Below are 18,403 nucleotides of genomic sequence, written 5' to 3' on the forward strand. Positions count from 1 at the left end.
CGTACCGATTTTCAGCCGCGCGGCAGACCGATTGCGCATAAGGTTATGCCTCGCCCTCCCGAGCCCGGCAGCGCCAGACACTGACCGGGATTTCGCTGACCTGTCCGTCGGCCTGCATGCGCCGCTCGGCGATCCGCCCGAGGCGGACGAAGAATTCCTCCAGGCGCGTCGCCGGCACCAGCGGTGCGAAATAGGTGCCGAAGGTGGCGGCGTGGAAACGCTGGTATTCGGCGGAGTCGGCGACACGCAGGACCGCCGGGCGGGAGACGATGGAGTCGACCCGGAAGTGTCGTTCGACGCGTTCGCGCAACGCCTCCCGGCCACGGGTGCGGGTGCCCATCGGCAGCAGCCCGGCTTCCGCGTAGAGCGCCGCCACCCGTTCCGGCGCAGCCAGGCCCATCTCGACCAGGGCCTGGGCGACCAGGTCGTCCTCGCCGCCGAGGCCATCCTCGGCGAACGGATGGTGCGAGGTGAACAGGAATACCCCCTGCGCCTCGAGGTGCCGCGCGACCCACCGGAACAGCCGCTCTTCATCGGGATACAGCCAGTGCAGCACGGCGGTCATGCTGATCAGCTCGAAGCGTTCCGCCAGCGGCGGCAGGTCGAGCAGGTCGCCCTCCAGCAGACGCGCCTCGACGCCAGCCCCGCGCAACTGCGCGCGCGCCTGCTCCAGGCGTAGCGGCGAACGCTCGATGCCCCACAACCGTTGCAGGCCGGGCCAGCGCCGGGCGCCGCCGAGCAGCAGCGAGCCGATGCCGCAGCCGAGATCGAGCAGGCTGCGCGGCTCGATGCCGGCGCGGTCGAGCACCCAGTCCTGGTCGCGACGTTGCAGCAGTTCGCTGGAATCCTGGTAGCCGTCCAGGCTGCGCGCCTGTTCAATGATCGCGTTCATGTACGCCTGCTCCTTGGTTGAGGCTGTCCGCCGTGATGGTCCATACGCAGCCGTGGCCTTGCGGCTCTTCGTAGAGCCGCCAGTCGGCGCGGCAATCGCTGGCGGCGACGAACGCCGACAGCAGCTTGGTGCAATAGGTGCAGGCCGACTCCAGGGTGATCGGCACGCCTCGGGCGCGGGCGCGCTCGCGGTAGTCCCAGATCGCGCAGTGACGGTTGTGGAATACCGCGCGCCCGTCAGCCTCGGCCTGCACCTCGAAACGCGAACCGTAGAGCGCGGCCTGGCGTGCCAGACGGTCGGCGGCGCTGGCCGGATCGCCCCGCCCCGCCGGTTCCAGCGCGCGATAGATCCGCGCGGTGGCGCGCGCCCAGTCGTCGAGCCGGTAATCCGCCGGGCGCGCGACGATGAACTGTTCGATCAGCGCCTGGGCGCGGAAGAACACCGCCTGCCAGGCTTCGGCGCGCAGGTCGTCGGTCGCCGGCAGATCGGCGAATATCCGCGCGCTGGTCGCCACCCAGTCCCCCAGGTCTTCACGCCGATGGCGCTCGGCGACGTAGGCGGACATCGCCGCGTGCACCTCGAACACCCGCTGTCGCCAGAGCGTCGCCTGCGCCGCCGGATCGCGTTCGACGGCGCTCATCGGAGCGCCTCCCGGTGGCTGGCGAGAAACCCCAGCAGGTGCTCCAGCACGGCGTCCGGCGCGTCCTCGGGAAGCATGTGGCTGGCGCCGATGGCGGCGCCCTCGACCTGCCCGGCCCAGGTCTTCCAGATTTCCAGCGGATGCTGCCCGGCGGCGTAGGGGCGCTCCTGCCAGAGCACCTGGACCGGGCATTGCAGGCGCCGGCCGGCGTCGCGATCGGCCTGGTCGGCGTCGGCATCGACGCCCACCGCGGCCCGGTAGTCCTCGCACATCGCATGGCGCACGGCGGGGTCGCGGAACGCCCGGCGGTAACTTTCCAGCGCCTGCGGGTGGTAGATGTTGCGGCCCTGGGCCATGCGTCGCAGGGTGTAGTCGAGGAAGTGCTCCGGATCGGCGCCGATCAGGCGCTCCGGCAGGTCGTACGGCTGGGCGAGGAGGAACCAGTGATAGGCGTTGAGGGCGAAGGCCTTGTTCACCGCGGCCCAGTTGTCGAGGATCGGCACCACGGTCAGCGAGACGAAGGCCGCGACCGCTTGCGGATGGTCCAGCGCCAGGCGATAGCCGACCCGCGCGCCGCGGTCGTGGCCGATCACCGCGAAGCGTTCGAAGCCTAGCTGGCCCATCGTTTCCAGTTGGTCGCGGGCCAGCGCGGCCTTGGAATAGTCGGCGCCCTCCTCGTCCAGCGCCCGCGATTCGCCATAGCCGCGCAGGTCGGCGAGGACCACGCTGTAGTCCTCGGCCAGGCGCGGAGCGATGCGATGCCAGGCCAGGTGGGTCTGCGGATAGCCATGCAACAGCAGCAGCGGCGGGCCGCTGCCCTTCACGGCGACGCGGAGGCGCGCGGCGGAGGTGTGCAGGGTCAGGTAGTCGAAGCCGGGCAGCAACGGATCGGTATTCATAGGCGGCGCCTCACAGGATGATGCTGATACGCCGCTGGGCGCTGATGGTCTCGTGGTCCAGGCGGATCTCCCGCGAGACGATGCGCAAGCCCCCGGGGCCGTCGCGCAGGACATGACTGGCTTCGCCGACGAAGCTCCAGGCCTCGCGGTTGCGGAACTGATGGACGACGAAGTTGCTGCGGCTGCTGACCAGTTCGCCCTCGACCCGCTTCAGCCGCACGTTGCCCACCAGGCGGCGGGTGCGCGAGCGCGGCTGCTCCATCCAGGTATGCCCGCCGAGGATGCTGTCGACCCGCTCGCGCAGGCGCACGTGGTCGTCGTCGATGATGTACAGGCTGTCCTCCGGCGCCTGGCCGGCCAGTTGCTCCTGCAAGGGCAGCACCCGGTAGCGTGCGGCGCGCTCGAACAGCGCGAACCAGGTATCCAGCAGGCGGTCGTCGAGCAGCTCGGCTTCGGCGACGAGGAAATCGCTGACCCGCGCCAGCAGGTCGCTGTCGGGACGGGACAAGGCAAGGCTCATGAGTATCCTCCGGGAAGAAAGTGCCGCTCAGAGGCTGATGTCGACCCCATGGCGGGTCAGCCAGCGGTCCAGGTTCAGCAGGTAGGCCAGGCCGGCGGTCGGGCTCGCCGAGGCACGCGGGCTGGGCAGCGGCGTGCCCTGTTCGAGAGCCTGGCGGACCCGCCCGGCGTCCACCAGTTCGAACAGCGGCGAGCGGCCGTCGTCGAGCAGGCGGCCGACCCGCTCGCGCAGCAGCGCCAGGTAACGTGGGTCGGGGTTGGCCGGGAAACCGCTCTTGCGCCGCTCCAGGATCGCCTGCGGCAGGTGCCCGCGCAGGGCCCGGCGCAGCAGGCTCTTGCTTTCCCCGGCGACGCTCTTCAGCGCCCAGGGCAGGTTCCATACGTACTCCACCAGGCGGTGGTCGCAGAACGGCACGCGCACTTCCAGGCCGACCGCCATGCTCATCCGGTCCTTGCGTTCGAGCATCGCCGGCAGCCAGCGGCTCAGCGCCAGGTAGGCGACCTCGCGCTGGCGTCGCTGGGCGGCATCCTCGCCATCCAGCCGCGGCACTTCGGCGAGGGCCTCGCGGTAGCGCGCCCGGATGTATTCCGGCGCCGCCACCCGTTCGGCGACCTCCCGCCGCAGCAGTTGCCAGGGCCCGCTCTTGCCGGCCAGCCAGGGGAAGCCGTCGTGTGCGAGGGCGCTCGGGTCGTGGAAGAACGGGTAGCCGCCGAACACCTCGTCGGCCGACTCGCCCGACAGTGCCACCGTGGTGTGCTCGCGGACCTGGCGGAACAGCAGGTAGAGCGAGGCGTCCAGCTCGCCCCAGCCGGGCAGGTCGCGGGCCTGGAGCACCGCCTCGTCCTGTTCCAGCACCTCTTCCGGGGCGACCAGCACGGTACGGTGCGGCGTACCGAGGAAGTTCGCCGCCAGCTGCGCATAGGGTTCGTCCCAGCTGCTTTGCCAGGGCGTCGGGACGAAGCCGCGGCCTTCGCCGGGGAAGTCCACGGAGAAGGTCGGCAGGCGCCGCGCGTCGCCATCCAGCGCGGCCACCGCGAAGGCACTGATGGCGCTGGAGTCGAGCCCGCCGGAAAGCAGGCTGCCCAGCGGGACGTCGGCCACCAGTTGCTCGGCCACCGCCTCGCGGAGCAACTGGCCGGCGCGTTCGGCGCTGTCCTCGGCGCCCTCTTCGTGACGTTCCGCGCGCAGCGCCCAGTAGACCAACTCGCGCACACCATTGCGGTCGAAGCGCAGCGCCTGGCCCGGCCGGACCTGGCGCAGGCCCTTGTACAGGCCGTGGCCGGGAGTCGGCGCGGTGGTCAGGGCGAACAGCTCGGCGATGCCGCTGGCGTCGAGCACCGGGTTGGCCTCGGGGTTGGCGAAGATCGCCTTGGGTTCCGAGGCGAACAGCACGCCTCCGGCGGTCGGGTAGTAGTACAGCGGCTTGACCCCGAAGCGATCGCGCACCAGCCACAGGCTCTGCTCGCGCTCGTCCCACAGGGCGAAGCCGTAGATGCCGCGGAGGCGGGCGAAGGAAGCCTCGCCCCATTGCAGATAGGCGCGCAGCACCACTTCGGTGTCCGAGCGGGTGCGGAAGACCTGGCCCAGCGTCTCCAGCTCGGCGCGCAGCTCGCGGAAGTTGTAGACCTCGCCGCTGTAGGTCAGCGCCACCCGCCCGCCAGCCTCGGCAAGCATCGGCTGGGCGCCGTTCTCCAGGTCGATGATCGCCAGGCGCCGATGGCCGAGCAGCGCGTGCCGCGACAGCCACAGGCCTTCGGCGTCCGGCCCGCGCGGGGCCAGGGTACGGGTCATGCGTTCGAGGATGCTGCGCTGCTCGCCGAGGTCGCGGCTCCAGTCGGTCCAGCCGGTGATTCCACACATGGATGACGTTCCTTGCAGTGACCCTTTATTCCCCGCGTAGCCAGGGCGGCGCGCAGGGATCTGCAGGGAGCGATGGTTGAAGACGGCTCAGACGGCCACGGCGAGACGCCGCAGGGCGGCGGGCTGCTGCCCGAGCCGGCGGCTCCACTCGCGCCAGAAGCCGCGGTTCTGCTCCTCGTCGACGTGGCGGCGGGTTGCCGGTCCCATGCCGCGGGAAAAATCGCTGTAGCCGAGGGCGGCGTGGGCGTAGGCGCGCTGACAGGATTCGAGGATCTCGACGTCGTCGGGGGTGCCGAAACCGCCCGGGCCGATGAACGAGATCAACCCATTGATCCGCGCCGCCCGCTCCTCGCGGGTCTCATCGGCGAAGCCGGCGCCCCATACGGTGACGCTGACCTCATCGGCGGCAGTCGGGAAGAACGAGCGGATGTTCAGGCCGAGGATGTCGTTGATCACCAGGTTGGGAAAGATGAACAGGCTTTTGTTGGTGTGGGCGATGTCCTCTGCCCGCGCCTGCCCGAAGCGTTCCACCAGGCGTTCGAACTTGGCGGCGATGGACGGCTTGAGCGCTTCCGGGAACAACGGGCTCCAGTAGGCGATCGGCCGTCCGGTGGACGGCGGCCCGCTGATGATCAGCGCGTGGCCGTTGCCCAGCGCCTCGCCGCGACCGTGGCGCTTGTGCGACTCCGGATCGGTGCCGAGGGTATTCAGGTATTCCAGGTAGCGCTTGTGGGCGAACGGCAGGTGGTAGGCGTCCACGCCGTTTTCCGCGAGCAGCTTCCAGTTGGCCTTGATCGAATGCTCGAAGCCGCCGGGGATGATCTCCAGTTCCGCCTCGGACTGGTCGCAGATCAGGTCGATATAGTCCTTCGCCTGGCCCAGGTAGGTTTCCAGGGACGGTTGCCGGGCGGCGTAGTGGATGAACAGGAAGTTGCGGTAGACCGCGTGTTTCACCCGTGTCAGGGACAGCTCCGGATGGCATTGCCCGGCATGCTGGTAGGCGGCCTTGTCCGGCAGGCCGATCAGGCTGCCGTGGCTGTCGTAGGTCCAGCCATGGTAGGGACAGGTGAAACGCTGGCTGTTGCCCTGGCGCTCGGCGCAGACCTTGGCCCCACGGTGCGCGCAGGCGTTCAGGTAGACCGCCGGCTCGCCATCGGCGCGACGCTGGATGATCAGGTTGCGCCCGCCGACGTCGCGGGTGATGAAGTCGCCGGGCTCGCGCAGTTCGCTGAGGTGGGCGGCATACAGCCAGCTGTCGTCGAATATCTCGTGCAGTTCGCGCCGGTGCAGTTCCGCGGAAACATAGGCCTGGCGCCTGACCCGGAAGTAACTTGCGTCGTCGGTCTCGATATATTCACTCACCGCCTAACCTCCGTGTAACGTTGACAACCCGGCAACGGGGACGGAGGAAACCTAGCACGGGGAAAATCAATTCCGGCAGACTATTTATTCATTAGCTAATAACTCGTAACCCCATGAAAAAAGACAAAATAATTATTTCCCTCGGCGACTGAAAATTCGTCCCTCTCATTGCACTCATGCTTTTATGAGGGGTCGCCCCGTTCAACTCTTCAGGTTCACCAGGTCGAGCAGGTCGGCACCGGCCTTGATCTCCTGCAGGACGATTTCCGAGCGGATGTCGGTGACGCCGGCGGCGCGGTTCAGCTTGTTCACGATGAAGTCCGAATAGTGCTTGAGGTTGCGCGCCCGGACCCGTAGCACATAGTTGGTGGCGCCGGTCACCACATAGGCGGTGACTACCTCCGGCCAGTCCCGGACCCTGGCGATGAACGCCTCGTGCCAACCCTCGACGTCCTGGCGCAGCGACACATGGACGATGGCTTCCAGCTCCACGCCCAGTCGCTCGGCATCCAGTTCCACCGAGTAGCCGCGGATGATCCCCTCGCTTTCCAGCAGGCGCAGCCGGCGCAGGCAGGCGGATGGCGAGAGGGAGACCTTCTCCGCCAGGTCCTGGTTGCTCATCCGCCCGTCCTGCTGCAGGTGACGGAGAATGCGCAGATCGATGGCGTCCAGGGACATGTGCAGTTCCTATCAGAATGAATAGCTATCTTCGAATTTTGTGCGAATAGATTGCCATGCGACCTTGCATTTCGCACGAAAATTCTCCGAAATCTCGTTCATTATCATTCGCTGGATTTCCGGAGAAAAACAATGACTTCGCTCCGCTACTGGGACATCAGTCCCGCCCTCGACCCGAACACGCCGACCTGGCCCGGCGACACGCCGTTCCAGCAGGAATGGGCGGCGCGGCTGGACGAGCAGTGCCCGGTCAACGTCGGCCGGATCACCCTTTCGCCGCATACCGGCGCCCACGTCGACGGCCCCCTGCACTACCGCGCCGACGGCCTGCCCATCGGCCAGGTGCCGCTGGACGTCTACATGGGACCGTGCCGGGTGATCCACTGTATCGGCGCTAACCCGCTGGTGACCCCCGAACACCTCGCCGGCCAGCTCGACGACCTGCCCTCGCGGGTGCTGCTGCGGACCTTCGAACGGGTCCCGGCGAACTGGCCGGAAGGCTTCTGCGCTATCGCTCCGGCCACCATCGAGTGCCTCGCCGAGCACGGCGTCAGGCTGGTCGGCATCGACACCCCGTCGCTCGACCCCCAGCACTCCAAGACCCTCGACGCCCACCACGCGGTGGGCCGCCACGGCATGGCGATCCTCGAAGGCGTGGTCCTCGACGACGTGCCCGCCGGCGACTACGAACTGCTCGCCCTGCCGCTGAAATTCACCCACCTCGATGCCAGCCCGGTGCGTGCCGTGCTGCGCGCCCTGCCTACCGCGGAGTAACCGATGACCACTCGTGACGACTGCCTGGCGCTCGACGCCGGCGATCCCCTGGCCGACCTGCGCCAACTGTTCGCCCTGCCCGACGGCGTGATCTACCTCGACGGCAACTCCCTCGGCGCCCGCCCCCGGGCCGCCGTGGAGCGCGCCGCCGAAGTGGTCGCCGCGGAATGGGGCGAGGGGCTCATCCGCAGCTGGAACAGCGCCGACTGGCGCGGCCTGCCTGAGCGCCTCGGCGACAAGCTGGCGCCCCTGATCGGCGCGCGCGCCGGCGAAGTGGTGATCACCGACACCACATCGATCAACCTGTTCAAGGTGCTCAGCGCCGCCCTGCGGATCCAGGAGGAAGACGCGCCAGGGCGCAAGGTGATCGTTTCCGAATCGAGCAACTTCCCCACTGATCTGTACATCGCCGAGGGCCTTACCGACATGCTCCAGCGCGGCTACCGGCTACGCCTGGTAGATGACCCGGAGCAATTGCCGGCGGCGATCGACGCGGATACCGCGGTGGTGATGCTCAGCCATGTCAACTACAAGACCGGCTACCTGCACGACATGCGCGAGGTCACCCGCCTGGTCCACGAAAACGGCGCCCTGGCGATCTGGGACCTGGCCCACTCGGCCGGCGCGCTGCCGCTGGACCTGCACGCGGCCGACGCCGACTACGCCATCGGCTGCACCTACAAGTACCTCAACGGCGGCCCCGGCTCGCCGGCCTACGTGTGGGTCGCGCCGCGCCTGCGCGAGCGTGTCTGGCAACCGCTGTCCGGCTGGTTCGGTCATTCCCGCCAGTTCGCCATGGAGCCGCGCTACCAGCCCGGCGAAGGCATCACCCGGTTCCTCTGCGGCACCCAGCCGATCACCTCGCTGGCCCTGGTCGAATGCGGCCTGGATATCTTCGCCCGGACCGACATGCAGCGCCTGCGCGACAAGTCGCTGGCCCTCGCCGATCTGTTCATCGAATTGGTGGAAAGCCGTTGCGAACGCTTCGGCCTGACCCTGGTGACCCCGCGCGAGCATGCCCGGCGCGGCAGCCATGTCAGCTTCGAGCATGCCCAGGGCTACGCCATCGTCCAGGCCCTGATCGACCGGGGGGTAATCGGCGACTACCGCGAGCCGGGCATCCTGCGCTTCGGCTTCACCCCGCTGTACACCCGCTTCGTCGAGGTCTGGGATGCGGTGCAGGCGTTGCTGGAAATCCTCCAGAGCGAAGCCTGGAAAGAGCCGCGCTACCAGGTCCGGCACAAGGTGACCTGAGTCCCGCCCACGCGGACCGCGCCGGTATTCCCGGCGCGGCCCGCGAGCACCCACCGCTCTCGCGCACAGGAGCCCGCGACCGGCACCCGCACATCGCCACCGACGTTCCCTCGGCAATTCATAAGAACCCCAATAAGATTCCAGAGGACATCCAGATGAACGACCCCCAGGGCTTCGAGGCCATCTCGCGCCGCGAACAGGGCCTGCAACGGCGGCTCTCGGCCGCGCAGATGAGCATGATCGCCATCGGCGGCGCCATCGGCACCGGCCTGTTCATGGGCAGCGCCTTCGCCATCGGTTTCGCCGGCCCCAGCGTCCTGCTCAGCTATGCCATCGGCGCGCTGATCACCCTGCTGCTGATGGGCTGCCTGGCGGAAATGACCGTGGCCCATGCCACCCCCGGCTCGTTCGGCGCCTTCGCCGAGCACTACGTCGGCCCGCTGGCCGGGTTCCTGGTGCGCTACGCCTACTGGGCGGCCATCGTCCTGGCGGTGGGCACCGAGGTCACGGCGGTGGCCATGTACATGAAGTACTGGTTCGCCGGTATCCCGGAATGGGTCTGGATCATCTCCTTCTCGACCCTGCTGATCGGCCTGAACGCCAGCAGCGTGAAAGCCTTCGGCAACTTCGAATACTGCTTCTCGACACTGAAGATCGCCGCCATCGTCGCCTTCATCCTGCTCGGCGCCTACCTGGTGTTCGGCTCCGCCAACCCGGCCTACGGCGTGCACAACTACAGCGCCCACGGCGGCTTCTTCCCGCACGGCCTGAAAGGCATGTGGATCGCCGTGGTGGTGTCGATCTTCAGTTATCTCAGCGTGGAGATGATCGCGGTCGCCGCCGCCGAGGCCGAACATCCGGAACAGGCGGTGAGGTCGGCGTTCCGCTCGACCATCGTGCGCCTGGTGGTGTTCTACCTGCTGACCCTGGCGCTGATGCTCGCCATCGTCCCCTGGGACCAGGCCGGGCAGAGCCAGAGCCCGTTCGTCACGGTGATGCAGGCGATCGGCCTGCCCGGCGCCACCGGGGTGATGAACTTCGTGGTGCTGGTGGCCGCGCTGTCGGCGATGAACAGCCAGCTCTACATCACCACCCGGATGATGTTCAGCCTGTCGCGCGCGGGGCACGCGCCGAAGGGCCTCGGCGAACTGAGCCGCCAGGGCGTGCCGCTGAACGCGCTGCTGCTGTCGAGCGTCGGTATCGCCCTGGCGACCCTGCTCAACCTAGTCTACCCCGAGCAGTCCTTCACCCTGATGATGGCGGTGTCGATGTTCGGCGCCCTCTTCACCTGGCTGATGATCTTCTTCACCCACCTCTGCTTCCGCCGCCACCGCGCCCGCCACGGCGGCGCGCCGCTGGCCTTCCGCATGCGCCTGGCGCCCTGGTCGACATTGCTCGGCCTGGCGCTGATGGCGGCGATCCTGGTCACCACCTTCTTCACCGAGGCGTTCCGCATGACCCTGGTCTTCGGCGTGCCGTTCCTCGCGCTGCTCAGCGCACTCTACCTGGTCTTCGTCCGCAAGCCCGGCAGGGATTGTCCGATAGAACGGGCAACGCCCTAGGCGCTCTCCGCCCTGCGAACCTGGCGCGCCCGGCGAAGCCCGACCGGCGCGCCCTTTCCGGACCGGGCGGTTCCGTTTCCCATACCTTTTCCGTCGCACAAAAAGCATTACCCGCCGGCCGCCGCGACTCCGTAGCGTATGCCCAACCGGACGTTCCGGCCCGCGGCGCGCCGCGGCCGGCGCGCTCCCGTCAGGGACGAAGTGGCGGCACGCCCAGCCATCGAGCGCACTGCATCGCTCTGCCCTGTGGGGACGCAGACGTCGTCAGCCATGAGGGGAACACGATGCATCCGACCTTTTCGCGGGTCCTGCTGGCCGCCGCACTGGCCGCCGCCGGCAACCCTGCCGTCGCCACCGAAATCCAGCTCGAGCAAGGCTGGAACGCCGAGCAGCGCGCCTCCTGGTACGACGCCTCACTCGGTTCGCGGCTGCTGCCGCTGGCCTGGGCCCAGGCGCTGGAACGTCCGAACAGCGAGGAACGCCTGTTCTCCGAAGACAACGCCCGGCGCCTCGGCTTTCCCCTGCGCAACTGGCAAGGCGGCGAACTGCGCCTGCCGCGCGGCTTCGCCCTCGACCAGCAGGACGACAGCCAGTTCTCCGACACCCGCCTGCGCTGGAAAGCCCGCCAGTCGTCCAGCGAACCCTGGGTCGGGCTGAATTGCGCCGGCTGCCACTCCACCGACATCAGTTACCGCGGCAGCGAACTGACCGTCGACGCCGGCGCCACCCTGGCCAACGTCCAGGCGATCTTCGACGAAGTGCTCGCCGCGCTGCGCCGCACCAGCGACGACGGCGACAAGTTCGCGCGCTTCGCCGGCAACGTCCTCGGCAGCGAGGACAGCCCGGCCAACCGCGAGCTGCTGAAGGCCGCCCTGGTCAAACGCGCGGCGCTGATCGACACCCTGCTGAGCATGTCCGCGACCGACCTGCAACCCGGCCCGGGGCGCCTCGACGCCACCGGCCAGTCACTCAACCGCGCGGCAATCAACTCCGGCGCCCGCCATCTGCAAGCGAACCCGACCGACGCGCCGACCAGCTTCCCGGCACTGTGGCACACGTTGCAGATGGACAAGCTGCAATCCAGCGGATTCGTGCCCAACGTCAAGGTCCTCGACCTCAACGGCCAGGTCTTCGACCTCGGCTACCTGGCCGGCGACATCGGCGTGGTCCAGGGCGACTACGGCGACGTGGTCAGCCATCCGCTGTCCGGCCTGGAGGGCTATATATCGAGCATCCGCGTGGACAACCTGACCCGTGTCGAGGGCCTGATCCACAAGCTCAAGGCGCCGGCCTGGCCGAGCCAGCTGTTCGGCGCCCCGGACAGCGCCAGGCTGGCCCAGGGCAAGCGCCTCTACGAGGAGAACTGCGCGGCCTGCCATGCGAGCATCGGCCGCGACGACCTGCAAACCCCGATCAAGGTCCGCCAGGTGCGCCTGAAGGCCCATGGCGACGACGCGCCGATCGGCACCGACCCGTGGATGGCCTGCAACACCTTCACCTTCAGCAGCCCCAGCGGCAACTACTTCGGCCTGTTCCGACCGTCCCTCGGCACCCCCAGCGGCGTCGGCATCGTCGGGCGGACTTCGAAGATCGCCGACATGCAGGTCCCCGAGGTGTTCCAGATCATGCTCGGCAAGAAAGGCCAGCTGGCCGACGGCATCGCCGAGATCATCCACGCCATCGTCACCGGGCAGCAGACCCTGCCCGGCTCCGACAGCCTGCAAGCGGTGCCCGCCGGACAATTGCTGCTGGCCGGCGCCGCCCCTGCCGACAGCCAGGCGCAGAGCCTCGCCGCCGGCGAAGTCCCCACCGACAAGAGTGCGCGCAAGGACTACTGCCTGAATACCGAGCATCCATTCCTCGGCTACATCGCTCGCCCGCTGAACGGCATCTGGGCCACCGCACCCTACCTGCACAACGGTTCGGTGCCGTCGCTGTACGACCTGCTGCTGCCCCAGGAGCAACGGCCGGCCACCTTCTACACCGGCAGCCACGAGTTCGATCCGAGCCGGGTCGGCTACCTCACCGCGCCCGGCCCGGACAACGCCTTCCTTTTCGACACCCACCTGGAAGGCAACTCCAACGCCGGCCACGACTTCGCCCGCGAGTACGACGAAAGCCAGCGCCTGGCGCTGCTCGAATACCTCAAGACCCTGTGAGCCGGCCCCGCCCACATGCCCAATAGAGAGAACCGCCCGATGACCCTATCGCGACTCAGCCTTGCCATCCTTTCCGTCCTCGCCGGTGCCCCGGCATTCGCCGACGACAGCGGCGTCGACCTCGACCAGGGCTGGAACCAGACCCAGAAGACCGCCTGGCTGGAAGCCGGCCAGGGCTCGCGGATGCTGCCGCTGGCCTGGCTGGTGGCGCTGGAGCAGTGCGCCAGCGAAGAACCGCTGATGTCCGATGCGCTGATCCGCCAGTACGGCTATGTCCCGCACACCCTCGGCGGTTCCAGCGTGAAGGTGGTGCAGGGCTACGCGGTCGACCGCAGCGACGACAGCGACCTGACCTTCACCAAGCTGCGCTGGAAAGCCCTGCAGGGCTCCAGGGAACCCTGGGTCGGACCGACCTGCAGCATGTGCCACACTTCGCACATCAGCTACCAGGGCACCCAGCTGACCGTCTACGGCGGGCAGACCATGGGCGACCTCGCCGGCTTCCAGCTGGAGATCCTCGGCGCCCTGCAGAGCACCCGCGCCGACACCGCCAAGTTCGAGCGCTTCGCCCGCAAGGTGCTCGGCGCCGATGGCCTGGTCAGCGGCTACAACGACGCCAACAAGGCACGCCTGCAGGCAGCCCTGGACGCCACCATCGTGCGCCTGCGCGACGGCTCGCACTTCAACCTGCCGCACGATCCCGAGTTCGGCCCGGGCCGCCTGGACGCCATCGGTTCGATCTTCAACTCGGTGGGCTACGAACTGCATGCCGACGAGCAGATCTACGGCGCCGAGGACGCCCCCGTGAGCTATCCGTTCCTGTGGAACGTACCGCAGCTGGACCGCGTACAGTGGACCGGCTTCAACCCGAACCACATCAACGTGGTCGAGATCGACAACCGCAAGTTCGACGTCGGCGCCCTGGCGCGCAACGCCGGCGAGGCGGTCGGGGTATTCGCCGACGTCAAGGTGCTCAGCCCGATCCAGTCGGCGCTGCACATCGGCTACCCGTCGAGCATCAACGTCGACAACCTGATCCGCATCGAAGACCAGCTCGGCCAACTGAAGCCGCCGGCCTGGCCGAACCAGCTGTTCGGCGCCCCGGAGCCGACCAGGGTCGCCGAGGGCCGCGAGCTGTACCGGCAACATTGCTCCAGCTGCCACACGCCGCTGGACCGCAACGACCTGCGGACCCCGGTGAAGACCGTGCTCACCCACCTGCAGGCGCGCGGCGAGGTCGCGCCGATCGGCACCGACCCGTGGACCGCCTGCAACAGCATCGCCCAACTGAAGACCGGCTACGTGCGCGGCAAGCCCTACCTGTCCTTCGTCGGCACCGGCCAGCGCGGTTTCTACGGCAAGCAGGCCTATGCGGTGGACGTGCTCCAGGAAGTGGTGGTCCAGGCCCTGGCCGCGCGCGGCCTGAGCGTCGCCCTGGGTGCCTTCCAGACCGCCGCCCTGGGCATCTTCGACGGGCAGTTGCCGCCGCTGATCAGTCCGGTGCCGGACAGCCCCGACGCCGACAGCGCCGAAGCGACCGCCGCGGACGCGCCAGGCGCCCTGCTCCTGGCCGAAAACGTCGCGGCCGGCAGCGACAAGGCCCGGCGCCTGGAGCAGTGCCTGGCGATGACCAGCGACCTGATGGCCTACAAGGCGCGCCCGCTGAACGGTATCTGGGCCAGCCCGCCCTACCTGCACAACGGCTCGGTGGCGACCCTCTACGATCTGCTGCTGCCGCCGGACCTGCGGCCGCGGACCTTCTATACCGGCAGCGTCGAGTTCGACCCGGTCAACGTCGGCTACATCACCGATGCCGGCGGCGCCAACCGCTTCCTCTTCGACAGCGGCAAGCCGGGCAACGCCAATGGCGGCCACGACTACGGCAACGCGCAGTTCAACGAGCAGCAGCGCCGCGCCCTGGTCGAGTACATGAAGACCCTCTGAAGCCCCTCGCGCGGCCGGCGCTCCCGGCCGCGTCCCTCAACCGGCGGCGACCCGCCGCGCGGTCTCGACGAAGCATTCGAACTGGGTGTCGCTGGCGCGAAGCCGCGAAGTCGGCGACACCGCCAGCCCCACCGGCAGGCGGAAGCCTTCGTTGACCGCCGCCGGCAGAGCGGTGAAGGCCACCCCCGGATAGGCGAACTTGGTCAGCGACAACGGCAGGAAGGCGAAGCCGTCGCCGCTGGCGACCTGGGCCAGGAGAATGCTCAGGTCGTTCGGCCGCACGCTGCGCCGGGGCGCGAAGGCAGCGGCATCCATCGCATCGTTCATGAACTGGCTGTAGGCGGGAAACAGCGAGTCCTTCGGTACCAGCAGCGGCTCGCCGATCAGGTCGTTCAGCGACCAGTCGGGCGCCAATCGCCGGTGCAGGGTTTCCGACAGGGCGATGACGTGCTCGTAGCTGCCGATCTCCATCAGCTCGTATTCACGCACCACCTTCGGTGGCGCGCCGATGATCGCCGCGTCCAGGGACGACTCGCGGACCAGGCTGAGCAGGTCCAGCGATGGCGCCCAGGATGGCGAAACGGCGCTGCACACCCGCGCTTCCTTCAGTTGCCGGGCCAGCTCGCCGGACCAGCCGGGATCGAGGTAGCGGCTGAAACCGATGTGCAACTGGCGGTCGTCGCCGTCGCCGATGTCGCGGGTCAGCGCCTTGGCCTCGGCGATGATCTTCACCGCGCGGCAATGCACCACCCTGCCCACCTCGGTCAGGCTCACCCCGGCCGGACCGCGGACGAACAGCGCCTCGCCGATGTGCGCTTCGAGCGCCTGGATCTGCCGCGACAGCGACGGCTGCGAAACGTGCAGCACCTCGGCGGCCTGGCCGATGCTGCCGTACTCGGCGACACAGGCGAAATACATCAGCTGGCGCAACGAAGGCATCGCCTTCGACCAGTTGATGATCGGGAAACTGGCATCGGTCACGGACATTGCGTACATACCCCTCGCTGGCAACACGGGTCGGATCGGCACGGGCAGGGAAACCCCGGGACGGCGCGACGAACGACCGCCGGCAGCCTGCTTCCGAAAGCCGTTTCGCGGCAGAAGAACGAAAGATAGGTAGCGGAGATGACAGGAAGCGCGACGTTCGGGTCCGGGACGCTCTTCATGGACGGCGTCTTGTTCCCGCGCCGCCAGTATAGCCAGGCGGCATGGGGAACTGGCCATGCGGCGCGCCACCACCGCGGGCCACCCTCGCCGTTCGGATAGGTCCCCTTGCCAGGTCGGTCCGAAGCTGCCGGGGGGCTATCGAAAGCGCTGCGCCGTGGGCACCGGCCACGAACGCAGGCCACCCCGTCGGCAGCGGCTGAACCGTTTCGTCTTTTCGTGAACCGCTTCCGTGTCGGCGGAGCGCCAGGGGGGCTACGCTGAGTTTTTCAGGATCAGGAGTACCGCCATGCTGGATCACGACCTGACTGTCGCCCTGCTCTGCCGTCTCAACCAGAACCAGAGTGCCCTCGGCATGGCCCTGGAGGAGCTGGCGATCTGGGCGAAGCGCCATGAAGGCGGCGAAACCTACGATGTCGTCATGAACCACCTGCAGACCCTGGAGCGCAACGCCGACTTCGTCGCCGAGGCCATCGTCGTCCTGATGGCGGATCGCTGAAGCGCGCCGGCCCCGTACGAGCGGACGAGCCTGCGCGGTGCGCTGGGCACGGCACGCAGTAAAATCTTCAAGATTTTTCTTACAAGGCAATAGGACTCGTCCAAGTTACCTCGCCCATAGCTCCCGGTACCCTCGCCCGTTACACCTTTCAAGCACCAACGGGATCTCCAGGGCTTATGCTTCTTCGAACCATCAGTGTGGAAACTGCCGAGCAGACGGAACTGAATGCGGCCTTGTTGTGTGGTTTCGCCATTCCCGCCAGCGACCGCAACTTCATCGCCTACAGCCTCAACGAACAGGTCGACGAAAACGACTCGCGCGTCTACATCGCCTCCCTGTTCAAGACCGACGACGGCTTCCGCCTGGGCCGTCTCGACACCGACGAGGCCTGCGAGGCGGCCATCCAGGTGTTCCGCCAACTGGTCCGCGAAGCCACCACCGGCAACCGCCGGACCAGCGATCTGGCCTACCACCTCATCGACCTGCAGGACGCGGCCATCGCCCCCTCGCGGCGGGAAGAACACCGCTCCCTGGTGCTCGAACGCGAATGGGTGATGAAGCTCGTCACCTTCGAGTCCCCCCATGGCTACGGCCCCGCCCTGGATGGCGAGGAACCCTGCGCGGAAGTCCCGCCGCTCGTCCAGGAGGCCCTTTTCGAAGACGCCGCTCCCGATGTCCTCGCCGAAGACGATGCGGACGAGACCACGGACGGGCCGGCGGAGCCCATCGACGAGCCCGAGGCGGCGGAAGACGAAACCGTCACCGAGGCCGGATGCGTCGAGCCCGAGCCGCGGCCGGAGGCGGAAACGGCAGCGCCCGAGGGTGGGGCGCCAGCCGAGTTCGCGGCGAAAGCGGAGCAGTCCGCCAAGGTAGCGGATGCCGAGGCCATCGGCGCCTTCGTCGACAACGCCAGTCATCTTCGCGAGGAGCTTGCCGACCTGGCGCAGATGCTCCACCCCGCGCTGCACGCCGCCGACGCCACGGGCAGCGCCAACCTTCCGTCTCCAGACGCCGCCGAGGAATCCTCCATGCCCCCGAGCCCCTCCCCCCTCGCCGCACCCGCGCCGGAACCGGTATCGGCCAGGGTCCCCAGCCTGTCGCTGCGCCTCCGGGTGCCGCCCGCACGCCTGGCCGGCGCCGAGGGCGGGGCCAACGCCAGAGAGGCGCCCACCCAGGCCGCCGCCGTCATTCGCCAACCCGAGGATGAAGCCCACGTGGATACGGATACCGCGCTCGATATCGGCAACGATACCGAGCATCTGCTACAGGACGTGCAGGGCACCCTGGCCGACCTCGCCGGCATGGCCCAGCAACTGAGCCAGCAGAAGCAGGAAGCGCTCAAGCAGCAGGAGTCGCTGGAGTCGCTCCAGACGCAACTGCACGAGAAGGAGCGGCAATTGCAGGAAAAGGAAAAGCAGCTCCGGCAGTGGCACAAGCGCCTGCAGGACGACCGCCAGGCGCTGGAGCGGGAAACCGAGCAGAGCAACCGTCTCCTCGCCGAGCGCAGCGCGGCCCTGCAACAACTCGCGGAAAGCGTCGAAGCCCGCGAGCGCAGCAGCGCGCGGCGAGCCGAGGTACTGCAGATCGAGCAGGAACGCCTCGAAGAGTTGCGCAGCCAGCAGAACCTGCGCCAGGCCGAACTGGAAAAGCGCGAAGCCAGCGTCCAGCAGCGCAGCCTGGAACTCGGCGAGCGCTTCAAGAAGCTGGAAAGCGCCCGCGAGAAGCTGGCGCAGATCGTCAAGGGTTTCAACGAGACCGTGCAGTTCAATACCGCTCTGCACGCCATCAGTCATACCGGGTTGAAACGCCAGGAAGAGAGCGCAGCCGAACTGGAATAAGGTTCTCCTCCGGCAAAAGGGCGCGGCGCCGATACTGGCCCGCGCCCTTTTTCATTCGCCCAGCCGCGCCTGGCCGCTCGCCCTCGGGACGCGGTGCCGCCGGCCAGTTCACCGGTGCGCAGAGCAGTTGTGCGCCGGACAGCGCCGGCAGGCGCACCCATTCGGGAAACTCCAGGTCGTAGCAGACCATCACCGCGATTCGCCCGAAGCGGGTAGCGACCACCGGCGCTGGCCCTGGCACAAGGCCATGGGAAGGACGGAGTGTCGGCAAGCGAAGACGGGAAGGGAATCAGTCAGGTCAAATAATCAGTTCAGCATTTTCTGAACCATACGCAGGGCGATCGCTGAACCGAGGGCC

15 protein-coding genes and 1 pseudogene are annotated in these 18,403 nt (G+C 68.1%); 7 read left to right on the top strand and 9 right to left on the bottom strand.

Going from position 1 to position 18,403, the window contains the following annotated elements:
• Positions 1-43: 43 nt before the first annotated feature.
• The 7 genes from FHW81_RS17880 to kynR all read right to left on the bottom strand — a co-directional run bounded on the left by FHW81_RS17880 (position 44) and on the right by kynR (position 6,851).
• Positions 44-892: a class I SAM-dependent methyltransferase gene (locus FHW81_RS17880; RefSeq protein WP_003105335.1), complete on the bottom strand. Its 849-nt coding sequence runs from the start codon at positions 890-892 to the stop codon at positions 44-46.
• Complete coding sequence (locus FHW81_RS17885) at positions 876-1,532, bottom strand: hypothetical protein (protein ID WP_003118518.1); 657 nt, start codon at positions 1,530-1,532, stop codon at positions 876-878. Before FHW81_RS17885 ends, FHW81_RS17880 begins: the two co-directional genes overlap by 17 nt.
• Positions 1,529-2,431: an alpha/beta fold hydrolase gene (locus FHW81_RS17890; RefSeq protein WP_060774243.1), complete on the bottom strand. Its 903-nt coding sequence runs from the start codon at positions 2,429-2,431 to the stop codon at positions 1,529-1,531. Before FHW81_RS17890 ends, FHW81_RS17885 begins: the two co-directional genes overlap by 4 nt.
• A 10-nt stretch (positions 2,432-2,441) precedes the next feature.
• Complete coding sequence (locus FHW81_RS17895; RefSeq protein ID WP_003105327.1) at positions 2,442-2,951, bottom strand: aromatic-ring-hydroxylating dioxygenase subunit beta; 510 nt, start codon at positions 2,949-2,951, stop codon at positions 2,442-2,444.
• Positions 2,952-2,978: 27 nt separating this feature from the next.
• The gene (gene asnB / locus FHW81_RS17900) at positions 2,979-4,811 is read right to left on the bottom strand and encodes an asparagine synthase (glutamine-hydrolyzing) (protein ID WP_003105325.1); all 1,833 of its coding nucleotides are present in this window, start codon (positions 4,809-4,811) and stop codon (positions 2,979-2,981) included.
• An 87-nt stretch (positions 4,812-4,898) separates the two neighbouring features.
• Complete coding sequence (locus tag FHW81_RS17905) at positions 4,899-6,173, bottom strand: aromatic ring-hydroxylating oxygenase subunit alpha (protein ID WP_003142518.1); 1,275 nt, start codon at positions 6,171-6,173, stop codon at positions 4,899-4,901.
• A gap of 201 nt (positions 6,174-6,374) precedes the next feature.
• Complete coding sequence (gene kynR / locus FHW81_RS17910) at positions 6,375-6,851, bottom strand: kynurenine pathway transcriptional regulator KynR (RefSeq protein ID WP_003088777.1); 477 nt, start codon at positions 6,849-6,851, stop codon at positions 6,375-6,377.
• A gap of 132 nt (positions 6,852-6,983) precedes the next feature.
• On the opposite strand from kynR, the gene kynB reads away from it, so the two are divergent.
• The 5 genes from kynB to FHW81_RS17935 all read left to right on the top strand — a co-directional run bounded on the left by kynB (position 6,984) and on the right by FHW81_RS17935 (position 14,544).
• Entirely contained in the window at positions 6,984-7,625 is a 642-nt protein-coding gene (gene kynB, locus FHW81_RS17915) for a kynurenine formamidase KynB (protein ID WP_010794122.1), read from the top strand.
• Positions 7,626-7,628: 3 nt separating this feature from the next.
• On the top strand, positions 7,629-8,879 hold the full coding sequence (gene kynU, locus FHW81_RS17920) for a kynureninase (protein ID WP_003114854.1): 1,251 nt from the start codon (positions 7,629-7,631) through the stop codon (positions 8,877-8,879).
• Positions 8,880-9,034: 155 nt separating this feature from the next.
• The gene (locus tag FHW81_RS17925) at positions 9,035-10,441 is read left to right on the top strand and encodes an amino acid permease (RefSeq protein ID WP_003114855.1); all 1,407 of its coding nucleotides are present in this window, start codon (positions 9,035-9,037) and stop codon (positions 10,439-10,441) included.
• Between the two features lie 284 nt (positions 10,442-10,725).
• On the top strand, positions 10,726-12,600 hold the full coding sequence (locus FHW81_RS17930; protein ID WP_016253489.1) for a (7S,10S)-hydroperoxide diol synthase: 1,875 nt from the start codon (positions 10,726-10,728) through the stop codon (positions 12,598-12,600).
• 39 nt (positions 12,601-12,639) lie between these two features.
• Positions 12,640-14,544 carry a 10S-dioxygenase gene (locus tag FHW81_RS17935; protein WP_033980855.1) on the top strand — a complete coding sequence of 635 codons (1,905 nt, stop codon included), beginning with the start codon at positions 12,640-12,642 and terminating at the stop codon, positions 14,542-14,544.
• 36 nt (positions 14,545-14,580) lie between these two features.
• Here the strand turns inward: FHW81_RS17935 and FHW81_RS17940 are convergent, their stop codons facing one another.
• The gene (locus tag FHW81_RS17940) at positions 14,581-15,483 is read right to left on the bottom strand and encodes a LysR family transcriptional regulator (protein ID WP_003121680.1); all 903 of its coding nucleotides are present in this window, start codon (positions 15,481-15,483) and stop codon (positions 14,581-14,583) included.
• Positions 15,484-15,997: 514 nt separating this feature from the next.
• Here FHW81_RS17940 and FHW81_RS17945 point away from each other — a divergent pair.
• Entirely contained in the window at positions 15,998-16,207 is a 210-nt protein-coding gene (locus FHW81_RS17945) for a hypothetical protein (RefSeq protein WP_003088759.1), read from the top strand.
• A 176-nt stretch (positions 16,208-16,383) separates the two neighbouring features.
• The gene (locus FHW81_RS17950) at positions 16,384-18,045 is read left to right on the top strand and encodes a hypothetical protein (protein ID WP_003142545.1); all 1,662 of its coding nucleotides are present in this window, start codon (positions 16,384-16,386) and stop codon (positions 18,043-18,045) included.
• A gap of 28 nt (positions 18,046-18,073) precedes the next feature.
• Here FHW81_RS17950 and FHW81_RS17955 read toward each other — a convergent pair.
• Positions 18,074-18,277, bottom strand: a pseudogene (locus FHW81_RS17955) (nitrilase-related carbon-nitrogen hydrolase); the annotation flags it as partial.
• Positions 18,278-18,403: the final 126 nt, after the last annotated feature.

The sequence above is a fragment of the Pseudomonas sp. RC10-4-2 genome, assembly GCF_050433085.1.
Classification (GTDB): Bacteria; Pseudomonadota; Gammaproteobacteria; order Pseudomonadales; family Pseudomonadaceae; genus Pseudomonas; species Pseudomonas aeruginosa.

Excerpts from the sequence above, each read along its gene's own strand:
- FHW81_RS17880 (WP_003105335.1), bottom strand. The coding sequence starts at position 892 with ATGAACGCGATCATTGAACAGGCGCGCAGCCTGGACGGCTACCAGGAT.
- FHW81_RS17885 (WP_003118518.1), bottom strand. The coding sequence starts at position 1,532 with ATGAGCGCCGTCGAACGCGATCCGGCGGCGCAGGCGACGCTCTGGCGA.
- FHW81_RS17890 (WP_060774243.1), bottom strand. The coding sequence starts at position 2,431 with ATGAATACCGATCCGTTGCTGCCCGGCTTCGACTACCTGACCCTGCAC.
- FHW81_RS17895 (WP_003105327.1), bottom strand. The coding sequence starts at position 2,951 with ATGAGCCTTGCCTTGTCCCGTCCCGACAGCGACCTGCTGGCGCGGGTC.
- asnB (WP_003105325.1), bottom strand. The coding sequence starts at position 4,811 with ATGTGTGGAATCACCGGCTGGACCGACTGGAGCCGCGACCTCGGCGAG.
- kynR (WP_003088777.1), bottom strand. The coding sequence starts at position 6,851 with ATGTCCCTGGACGCCATCGATCTGCGCATTCTCCGTCACCTGCAGCAG.
- kynB (WP_010794122.1), top strand. The coding sequence starts at position 6,984 with ATGACTTCGCTCCGCTACTGGGACATCAGTCCCGCCCTCGACCCGAAC.
- kynU (WP_003114854.1), top strand. The coding sequence starts at position 7,629 with ATGACCACTCGTGACGACTGCCTGGCGCTCGACGCCGGCGATCCCCTG.
- FHW81_RS17925 (WP_003114855.1), top strand. The coding sequence starts at position 9,035 with ATGAACGACCCCCAGGGCTTCGAGGCCATCTCGCGCCGCGAACAGGGC.
- FHW81_RS17930 (WP_016253489.1), top strand. The coding sequence starts at position 10,726 with ATGCATCCGACCTTTTCGCGGGTCCTGCTGGCCGCCGCACTGGCCGCC.
- FHW81_RS17935 (WP_033980855.1), top strand. The coding sequence starts at position 12,640 with ATGACCCTATCGCGACTCAGCCTTGCCATCCTTTCCGTCCTCGCCGGT.
- FHW81_RS17940 (WP_003121680.1), bottom strand. The coding sequence starts at position 15,483 with ATGCCTTCGTTGCGCCAGCTGATGTATTTCGCCTGTGTCGCCGAGTAC.
- FHW81_RS17945 (WP_003088759.1), top strand. The coding sequence starts at position 15,998 with ATGCTGGATCACGACCTGACTGTCGCCCTGCTCTGCCGTCTCAACCAG.
- FHW81_RS17950 (WP_003142545.1), top strand. The coding sequence starts at position 16,384 with ATGCTTCTTCGAACCATCAGTGTGGAAACTGCCGAGCAGACGGAACTG.